Annotated in this window: 9 protein-coding genes and 1 rRNA gene; 7 read left to right on the top strand and 3 right to left on the bottom strand. The window is 68.1% G+C overall.

The window, feature by feature from the left end; all coding sequences use genetic code 11:
• Window positions 1-304: 304 nt before the first annotated feature.
• From HAV39_RS13620 to HAV39_RS13605, 4 genes are all read left to right on the top strand, one after another.
• Window positions 305-1219: a hypothetical protein gene (locus HAV39_RS13620; protein WP_191839587.1), complete on the top strand. Its 915-nt coding sequence runs from the start codon at window positions 305-307 to the stop codon at window positions 1217-1219.
• A 228-nt stretch (window positions 1220-1447) separates the two neighbouring features.
• Complete coding sequence (locus HAV39_RS13615; protein ID WP_147433017.1) at window positions 1448-1990, top strand: hypothetical protein; 543 nt, start codon at window positions 1448-1450, stop codon at window positions 1988-1990.
• Entirely contained in the window at window positions 1990-2946 is a 957-nt protein-coding gene (locus HAV39_RS13610) for an MvdC/MvdD family ATP grasp protein (RefSeq protein ID WP_191839586.1), read from the top strand. The genes HAV39_RS13615 and HAV39_RS13610 overlap by 1 nt, the downstream gene beginning before the upstream one ends.
• Before the next feature lie 9 nt (window positions 2947-2955).
• The gene (locus tag HAV39_RS13605) at window positions 2956-3441 is read left to right on the top strand and encodes a hypothetical protein (protein ID WP_191839585.1); all 486 of its coding nucleotides are present in this window, start codon (window positions 2956-2958) and stop codon (window positions 3439-3441) included.
• Window positions 3442-3628: 187 nt separating this feature from the next.
• Here HAV39_RS13605 and HAV39_RS13600 read toward each other — a convergent pair whose 3' ends face one another.
• The gene (locus tag HAV39_RS13600; protein ID WP_191839584.1) at window positions 3629-3916 is read right to left on the bottom strand and encodes a hypothetical protein; all 288 of its coding nucleotides are present in this window, start codon (window positions 3914-3916) and stop codon (window positions 3629-3631) included.
• A 253-nt stretch (window positions 3917-4169) separates the two neighbouring features.
• Here HAV39_RS13600 and HAV39_RS13595 point away from each other — a divergent pair, with 253 nt between their 5' ends.
• From HAV39_RS13595 to HAV39_RS13585, 3 genes are read left to right on the top strand one after another with little or no spacing between them, the layout of a single operon-like run.
• A complete protein-coding gene (locus tag HAV39_RS13595) occupies window positions 4170-5132 on the top strand; it encodes an efflux RND transporter periplasmic adaptor subunit (protein ID WP_191839583.1) in 963 nt (320 codons plus the stop codon).
• On the top strand, window positions 5129-5851 hold the full coding sequence (locus HAV39_RS13590) for an ABC transporter ATP-binding protein (protein WP_191839582.1): 723 nt from the start codon (window positions 5129-5131) through the stop codon (window positions 5849-5851). Before HAV39_RS13595 ends, HAV39_RS13590 begins: the two co-directional genes overlap by 4 nt.
• A complete protein-coding gene (locus HAV39_RS13585) occupies window positions 5848-7182 on the top strand; it encodes an ABC transporter permease (protein ID WP_191839581.1) in 1335 nt (444 codons plus the stop codon). The genes HAV39_RS13590 and HAV39_RS13585 overlap by 4 nt, the downstream gene beginning before the upstream one ends.
• A 98-nt stretch (window positions 7183-7280) precedes the next feature.
• Here the strand turns inward: HAV39_RS13585 and HAV39_RS13580 are convergent, their stop codons facing one another.
• Together HAV39_RS13580 and rrf are read right to left on the bottom strand one after the other, a co-directional pair.
• The gene (locus HAV39_RS13580; protein ID WP_191839580.1) at window positions 7281-8588 is read right to left on the bottom strand and encodes a hypothetical protein; all 1308 of its coding nucleotides are present in this window, start codon (window positions 8586-8588) and stop codon (window positions 7281-7283) included.
• A gap of 452 nt (window positions 8589-9040) precedes the next feature.
• Window positions 9041-9114: ribosomal RNA gene (gene rrf, locus HAV39_RS13575) — 5S ribosomal RNA — on the bottom strand; the annotation flags it as partial.

The following is a 9114-nucleotide window of genomic DNA, read 5'->3' as shown; positions in this document are numbered from 1 at the left end:
CGACCTTTCCTGCATGGACACCCGGACGTCGACATGAGCCGTTGTCCCCTATCACATCTCGTACTGCCATGATCGCGAACGGTCGGCTCCACGTCCCTCTGAGACGGTCCGAGTCAGCTCAAGAGCTTTTCCCCCACGGCCCCAAGCGGGTATCGGCGTCCGACTACGCCCGCAGGTGGATCCGGCGGTCGTCACCGCTCATCCGGGGTGGACCGCCGGGGTAGCGCGTCAGGCTGACGCGCGGCGGCCGCCGGGCCGCGACCATCAGAACCGTTACCGCGCCACATCACCGAGGAGGAGTACGATGCAACGACTCAGGTGGAGACGCCGGTTGGCCGTGATGGTCGCCGGAACTGTCGCCGCTACCGGGATCTCGGTCGTCGTCAACGCCCCGGCCGCCCATGCCGGTGCCGTCCGGACGGGCGCGTTCGTCGGAGCGACCAGAATCGGCACCCAGCTCAACGTGGACATGGGTCTGTCGGCGGGTCAGTACATCCTGTCACCCGACGGCCGCTTCGGCCTGCTGATGCAGACAGACGGGAACCTGGTCGCCTACGGGCCCTCACCCTGCGGGTGGTCCCAGCCCAACATCTGCCGGGGCCCGTACGACTGGTGGGCCAGCAACACCGGCGGCCAGCCCGGCAACGCGGTCTTCATGCAAAGCGACGGCAACCTGGTCATCTACCGTCCCAACGGAAGCGTCGCCTGGGCGTCGAACACCGGCGGCTCCGGTGCGACCAAGCTGATGGTCACCGACGAGGGGCGCTTCTACCTTGCACGCTGGGACGGTTCGGTAGTCCGGATGCTGATGGGCCTGTCCGAGCAGCCCAGCTACTACACGTACGCCGGCAGCATGCCGACCAACTATCGTCTCGCCACGCTGCGCTACATGGCCTCGTACAACCAGGTCTTCCACCTGATGCAGCAGCAGGACGGCAACCTGGTCCTGTACGGGCCCGCCAACAGCGTGCTGTGGTCCGCCGGCACGTACCACACCAACGTCTACGGCATGAGTACCCGAGAAACGCGGATGCAGTCGGACGGCAACCTGGTCGTCTACAACAGCTCCGCGCCCACCGCCGCGGCGGTATGGGCGTCCAACACCGTCGGAGCGGGCCCCAGCCCGGAGCTGGTGCTGCAGAACGACGGGAACCTGGTCCTTCGGTCCTGGTCCACCTGGCAGGTCTTCTGGCAAACCGGCACCGGCGGCCAGATCTAGCGGGTACCCACCCCGTTCTGTCCTGGGTGATTTTGCGCCAGTGGGCGGTGGCGCGGCGGCAGGCTGTCTCGCTCTCGGTGACAGTCGCGCACCGTCCGACGGCAGGCAATTCGAACGCTTTCGTCAGCGCCAACCCGCCTCGCATCCCGCCCTGATCGCTGTGGTCATCAGCACGACAGCACTCTGAGCGCAACACCGCGTTCAGATCTACGAGAGGAAGCGCCAGTCATGGCAGCAGATTCGAACGATGTTCTGAAATACCTGGCAGCCAGAGGTGTGCCGGAGAAGTTCGTCTGGCCTGAGGTGCCCGACGGTGGACTGAAGCAGGAGACTGTCGAACTCGTCGGCACGCTTCAGGCCGGCAACGCCGAGGAGATCTTCATCTTTACCGGCGGTGTGGTTCTGAAGCTGCCCACCGACGCGGTGCTGGGTATCAGCGACTCGTCGGTAGGTCCCGTCGGATCGAGCCGGATGCTGGTGAGCACCACTGCGGTGGCGGAGACGAACAACCGACTCCTGCTGCTGCCCGAGGTGCGCGACGGCGTCGCGCCGCTGGTCTTGGAGAACCCGGACGGGTATGTCGAGCACGCCAGCTACACGGACAAGACACTGGAGCGGTTCAAGGACATCATGGAGAAGCTCAAGCAGATGGGCCTGCCGGTGCCGGTCGGTTCGAACGCTGCGACCGAGACCGCCAGCTACATGTCGAGCGCGACGGGTGGCACTGGCGACAAGTCCGACTCGGACCCGATCCGGATGACGGACGACTGATGTTCACATACAGCGGCCAGGTCGAGCCGAAGTCCGTCACGATCGTCGCCCCGAGCGGCGATCTGCACGCCAACGCGGTGAAACGGGAAGTGGAACTGCTCGGATATCCCTGTACGATCGCTGATCCGCGCGAGACTCTGCAGAGTCTGGCATACGGCCTCGACTCCGGGGATGAACTGTCGGTACCTGCCGCCGGCCCCGTCGCCGACACCGCGACGTCGGTCTGGTGGCGCAGGCCGGTGAAAGCGATCGCCGCAGATCACATCAGCAACCGGGAGTTCCGCCGGTTCATCGGCGCGGAGTGGGACGCCGCCTTCTACGGCTACCTGCGTTCGGTCGCGTTGCAGATCGTCAACGACCCGGCCGCGGAGCATAAGGCCGGCCTCAAGGTGGTACAGCTTGCGACGGCCCGACGCGTGGGACTGACGATCCCACGAACCCTGGTCACCAATGATCCAGTCCGTGCGGGCGAGTTCATCGAGACCGGGAGGCGGAAGGGTCGGCGGACTGTGGTCAAGCCGCTGACCCCGCCCGCGAATCAGCTGGGCGAGACGCGGGTCGTCGAAGGGTTGGAGGGCAGGCAGGACGCGCTGCGCCAAGCCCCGGTGATCCTGCAGGAGTGCATCGAGCGCGGCACGGATCTACGGATCACAGTGGTCGACGGTGAGATGTTCGCCGCGACGGTCGACAGCGAGCGGGATGCTCTCGTCGACTGGCGGGCGGATGAGAACGTCAGCTACACCCGTACGAACCTCGATCCGCGGCTGGAGGACCGGCTTGCCGGGCTCATGGACGCGCTCGGTCTGCGTACCGGATCGATCGACGTGCGGGTCTCGGCGGACGGGACGCCCTTCTTCTTTGAGGTCAACCCTTCGGGACAGTTCCTGTTCCTGGAACTGGAACTCGACTACCCCATCGCGGGTGCCCTGGCCCGCGCCCTGCTCACCCTTCGCTGAAGGAGAACTGTGCACATTCACGTCTCACGACGCGCCCTGCTGAGGACCGCCGCGATCGGTGCGGCCTCGCTAGCCGCGGGAATGCCGGTCGCCGCGAGCGGCGCACCTGTCCGTGGCGGGCACCTGCTGGCCGTAGCCGGTCTCGGCTTCGGGCTGACCGGTCAGGGCGTCGTCTACGGCTACCGCATCCTGGCCCCAGCCGGGACCTACCGATCCGCCGCCGACGGCGCCACCCCGGTGGCCACCGTGCTGGGTCAACTTCGGGGTACCAAGATCATGGTCACCAACGGCGTGGCCGCGGAGCTGAACCGGTCCCTGACCGCTATCGCCGGCGGCACGTGGACCGTCGCCAATCCAGCCACGTCCATGACTCCACCGGCGGGGATGGAGGTCATCGCGTTCCTGCCCAGGCGGTCGCTCGGCAGCCCTCTCACCATCGCCGGTGAGCCGACCGCTGTCCGTCACATCTACGCCCTACCCTATCGATACGCCTGATCCTCTTCGCCCGCGTCAGCCGCGACATCGCTCGCTCCTGTCGAGTATGGGGTCGACGCAGGCGGGCGCTGCCGGCGTCGGAAAGATCGGACTCAATGCCGAGTAGACGGCGGGGCCTTCGGGTACGGCTACGGCTGTCGAAGCCGTACCCTCCCCAAGGTCCCGCCGCGCCTTCAGCCCGACGTCGTCATGCCTGTTCAGGGGCGGGGCGCGGCGAGCCCTGTCTGATCGTGGCCGACCGCCGGTATCCGTCCTCCAAGACCTGCTCAAGCTGCGGCGCGGTGAAACCAAACTCGCCCTGCACGAGCGCATTCAAAGTTGCGATGTGTGCGGCCTGGTCCTCGACCGCGACCTCGACGCCGCCCAGAACCTCGCCGCCCTCGCGCATGTCGGCACTGCCGGGAGTGGCCCGGTGGCAGGACGTGGAGCCATCCAGAAGACCCGCCCCCGCGGGCAGGAGGCGCAGGAGCGTCAACCCGGCACCGCCACCGCGGGTCAGACCGGGACCGTCCCACCGCAAGGTAGGACTACTGACCCTGTGCTCACCAGAGCTCATTGAGCGGTAACGGTGACGACAGGGACAGCGCGAATGATGGATTCCCGGTTACGGTCAGCGCGCCATGGCCGGACGCTGAGACAACGCCGAGGTGTGTTGCGGCGTCTGCTAGATGGCCGGCTGGATGCGCGAGTGAGGGGACCCGGTGCGCAAAAGACTTTTGATCTGCCTGATGGCTGCCGTCGTGGCGGCGGCAACGGCTGCAGGCTGTTCCGGCAACCAGACGCCGGCGGAGACGCCGGGTCTGGCGGCTCGGGGCACGGTGATGACGACGGTGAAGCCGACGCGGCAGGAGCTCACCAACCGGGTGAGCTTGACCGGCAAGGTGTCCATCAACCCGGTGTTCGGGCTGGTCGCGCCGGTGTCGGGCCAGATCCGCTATCTGAACGTGCAGCCGCCGACGTCGACGCCGAAGAAGGCGACCCGGGTCGCGTCGGTGTGGAAGGGCGGCAAGGCCTATCACGTGACCGTACCGGCGGGGGCGGCGTTCGCCGGGCGGCTGGTCGACGACCGGTCGACGGTGCAGGCGGGGATGCCGGTCGTGTCGGCCAAGCACGTGGGTTATGCGATCGTCGCCGAGATCGACGGCGCGCAGGCATACAAGTTGTCGGCGGCGTTGACGGCGGTGCGCGCGCAGATCACGAACGGCCCCGGACCGTTCGCGTGCAACGTGCTGGGCACGATCGCGGCGTTGCCGTCAGGGACGTTGCCGGAGCCGCCCGCTCCCCCGGCACCGGATCCGAGCGCGTCGCCGGCGCCTCCGGTGCAGAAGGCGCCGCAGCAGAACGTGCAGCCGTCGGAGGCGACCGGCATGCGGCTGGTCTGCCTCGCGCCGGCCGGGGTCACGCTGATCAACGGCGCGTCGGCGACGCTGGAGGTCGTCACCGCCAGGGCGGCCGACGCGCTGGTCCTTCCGGTGGAGGCCGTGGCGGGCGGTCAGGGCAAGGGCCTGGTCGACGTGGTACGCCCGGACGGCACCCGCGAGACGCGGGACGTGGTGCTGGGGCTGACGGACGGGAAGGTCATCGAGATCAAGTCGGGGCTCACCGGCGAGGAGAAGATCGCGGTGCCGGGACCGGATCTGCCGCCAGCGCAGCCGGAGAACAAGGGCCCGGAAGGCGTGATCAGCAAGTGACGCCACTGATCGAACTCGACGGCGTGACGAAGACACTGAAGGGCCAGCAGGAGCCGCGCACGATTCTGTCCGGTGTGGACCTTACGGTGCATGCCGGAGAGAGCGTGGCGGTGCTCGGCCGGTCGGGGTCGGGCAAGAGCACCCTGCTCAGTATCGTCGGGTTGTTCGACCGGCCCGACGGCGGCGCGTACCGGATCGACGGCAAGGACATCTCGCGGATCCCGGAGCGCAAGGCGGCCGCGCTGCGCAGCGCCGAGTTCGGCTTCGTCTTTCAGCGGTTCTTCCTCCTCAAGCATCTGAACGCGGCGCAGAACGTGGCGATGGCGCTGGTCAACGGGCAGGGGTGGCTGCCGCGGCGGCAGCGGCGCGCCAAGGTGATGGCGGCGTTGGAGCAGGTCGGCATCGCGCACCTGGCCAAGCATCGGCCTGCGAAGCTGTCCGGCGGCGAGCAGCAGCGGGTCGCGGTCGCGCGGGCGCTGGTACGCCAACCGCGCATCCTGCTCGCCGACGAACCCACCGGAGCGCTGGACACCGAGACCGGCAACCTGGTCATCGATGTGCTGCATGAGGCGACTACGCAGGGCCGGGCGCTGATCCTGGTGACGCACGACTGGGACCACGCCCGCAAGATGGGCCGAGTCCTACGGCTGGAAGACGGCAAGTTGCACGACGTCGACGAATACGCACACGAACACGCACACGCGGAGGTCGCCGCATGATCCGCCTGTCCGGCCGGCTGCGGTCGGCTCTGATCATCGGAGGTCAGGGCATCCGGGCACGCAAGACGCGTACCCTCCTGTCGATCGTGAGCTTGTTCCTCGGTGTGCTGGCGGTGGTGGTCGTGCAGGCAGGCGCGGAGGCCGCGAACCAGGCGGCGCTCGCGGACATCGAGCTGCAGGTCGGCAAGGACGGCACCCGGATGATGTATGTCTCGCCGGAGAAGGCCGGGGCGATGACGGCGGCGCTGGAGACGCTGAAGGGCCGCAGCGACGCTGTCGGCGTCATCGGCACCAGCGTGACCATCGGCGAGCCGGGCGTGAACCCGGTCAACCCCGGTGGCGCTCCGTTCGATCAGCAGGCCGGCGGACCTGACTACTATTACGGCGGCGGCCCTGGCGCGGAGATGATCTGCGACGAACGGGGGTGCAAGCCGGTAGACAAGGCGGAGCAGGGGGAGCAGACGCCGAACGGCCAGGCGATCGAGCTGCGGCTCTCGGCGCTGACCGGAGACGTGCTGCCGTTCCGGCCCTACCGGATGAAGTCCGGGCAGTGGCTCGACTTCACCAACGTGCCGTCACTGTCGCCGGGCATCGTGGTCAACCTGGAGGCCGCCAAGGGTTTCGCCCGCTATCAGGTGCCGGCCGAAATGCGCATCTACGGCGCGAGCACGAACGCGACGCCCCGGATCATCGGAGTCGTCGACGACGGCCTGCCGATGCCGACGGCGTACACCCGGGTCGATGAACTGCTGAACTGGGTGCCGGCCTCGTCGCTGAACATGATGGGCGGGGTGGAGACACTGCTCGCGCCGGACGCGTACGCCGTCGAGCAGACGTTGCGCGCCCGCCTGGTCGGCCTGGGTGTGCCCGCCGACCAGCTACGCGCCGAGCCGGTCAACGCCCGCAAGGCGATCGAGGAGCAGCTGCGGCTGGTGCGGCTGGTGTTCCTCGGGATCGCCGGGCTGGTACTGCTCATCGGAGTCGCCGGCATCCTCAACGTCGGCCTCGCAACGGTCGGCGAGCGGGTCGAGGAGTTCGCATTGCGGCGCGCGGTGGGCACCCCGCGGACTTTGCTGGCCGGGATCGTCCTGGCGGAGACGCTGCTGACCGGTTTGTTCACGGCTGCCGCGGCGATCGGGGTCGCCTCACTCGCCTTGAAGTTCGTCGGGTCGATCCTCAGCGGACGTACGCCGATCCCGCTGGACATGGAGTTTCCGTGGCAGGCCGGTGTTGCGGGGATCGTCGCCGGACTGGTGGCCGGACTGCTCGGCGGGCTGATTCCGGCGATCCGGGCGGCGCGCATTCCCATTGCCACGGTGATGCGCGCCTAGCGATACGCCTGCTGCGCCGTGCCGGGGCGCCTTTCGGCCGGTGGAGAACTGCATGCGTTCTCCACCGGCCCCCTGGTCTTCATCCGCGACGCCCCACGTTAGAGGGTTGTTCGGGCGGCCTCCCGCACCTGTGGTGGCAATGAATCGTCGGCCGCGATACGGGACAGGGCCTCACTGCTGCGGGGAACGGTGTCGTGCCAGCGCAGCATCGCCACGGCCTGCTCGACTGCCACGCCGTGGCGCGCGTACCGCTCGGCGAGTTCCATCGCCCACGGGGTGATACGGACGTGGTGGTCGACGTACATGCCGAGCCACGTGAAGACCTCGCCCGCGATCCAGGCGCTGATCCACGTCACCCACCGCCGGACGAACCGCTGCGCCTGCTCACCCTCCGGATCCTGCGGCGTTCCGGGTATGCCTAGCAGCGCGCACTCCCGCACCGCCTCGGTCATGCGCTCGCGGGTCACCTGCCGCGCGTACGGCATCAGACGGGACATGACCGAACGGACTTCAAGCCACGCGGGCGGCTCCTCGTCCTCGTCTCCCTCCCATGAGAGTGCGGGGGCGGGTTCCGGGACCGGTACGGCTGGCACGCATGCTTCCAGAACCGCCCGTGCGCGAGCGATGTTCTCTTCGGTCTCCGGCAGGCCCGACGGCCACTGGAAGCCGGACCCCCACGCATGGGGCAACTCCCGCACAGCCGGAGGCAGCAGAGGTTCCTCGCCGTACGCCTGTTGCCGCCCGCGGCTGTCGTAGCCGGGCCGCCGTATGGCGATGAGCCACTCCCGTGCCCACGCACGATGGTGTTCGCTCACCCCGGCGTCCCGCACCACGCGCAGCAGAGCCTTCTCGCCATGGGGCGCGCCGAGAGCATGGAGCAGGTTCACCGCGTCCTGAGCCGACAGGCCGGCACGGATGCAGCGCTTGGCCACCGCCGCGATGCGCCGCCCGTCTTGCGGCTCACGCTTCAACCACCACAGCACGTCATATGCCCAGACCGACAGGACGGCGCGGGCCCATGTTCCGGGGATCCTGTCCGTCTGTTCCTCGATCCACCAGTCCGGCACAGACCCGGCTGTGTTCTCCGCCCATTCGCGAAGTACGCCGATGACGCCTTCACGGGTGAGCAGGTCGGCTGCCGGCATTGCCTGCGCGAGCCGGTGCCCGCATTCCGCACGGAACCGGTAGTAGAGTTCCCAGGATTCGTCGCTCCAGCCGCCGGGCGACGCCGGCGGCATGTCTGACAGCACAGCGGTCAGCGCGTTCAGGGCTGCCTGCTCGTTGGCTTCGGTGTGCGGGAGTTCCTCCAGTCTCCGCCTGCGCTCCGGGGTCAGGTCGTTCCACGGCGAAGGCAGTTCATGCATGGGCCGCGGCAGAAGATGGTGTGCGGCCACTTTCCCGGCCACCCCCGTTCCTTTGCATCATTGCATTGCAGCGTACGGAGCGGGAGACGACCGCCGACGGGCTGAAGTCCAAGCGCAGCTGGAGCCCCGGTCAGCCAGTGGGCTGTGCGGCGTGCGCATGTTCGCCGGTGAGTCGGCGCACCACCGCCAGCAGTTCGTCGGGCAGACGCGCGTCGCCGCGCAACGCCGTAGCCACCTGGTGGTGCCCACAGGTTCATGATCGATCGGCCGCGGGTGTCGAGGCTCGGCTTGTGGTGATCGCTGTCTGGTGTCGAAACCTCGGGTGAGACCGCAGGTTTCGACACCAGACAGCGATCACTACTTGGATGCTCCGAAAACGCCATTCGCGGTACGGCAACACGGGCGTGAAAAAGGGCCCCGTGAGGGGCCCGAAAAGGGTCTGGATACGCGTCAAGGCCCACCCCGTGAGGGGTGGGCCTTGAACAGCGATGTTTGTCCGGCGGCGTCCTACTCTCCCACAACGTCCCCGTTGCAGTACCATCGGCGCTGGAGGGCTTAGCTTCCGGGT

Source organism: Catellatospora chokoriensis (assembly GCF_011297315.1).
Lineage (GTDB): Bacteria > Actinomycetota > Actinomycetes > Mycobacteriales > Micromonosporaceae > Catellatospora > Catellatospora citrea.
The sequence above is the reverse complement of the archived record's forward strand: the minus strand, read 5'-3'. Positions and strand labels throughout refer to the sequence as shown.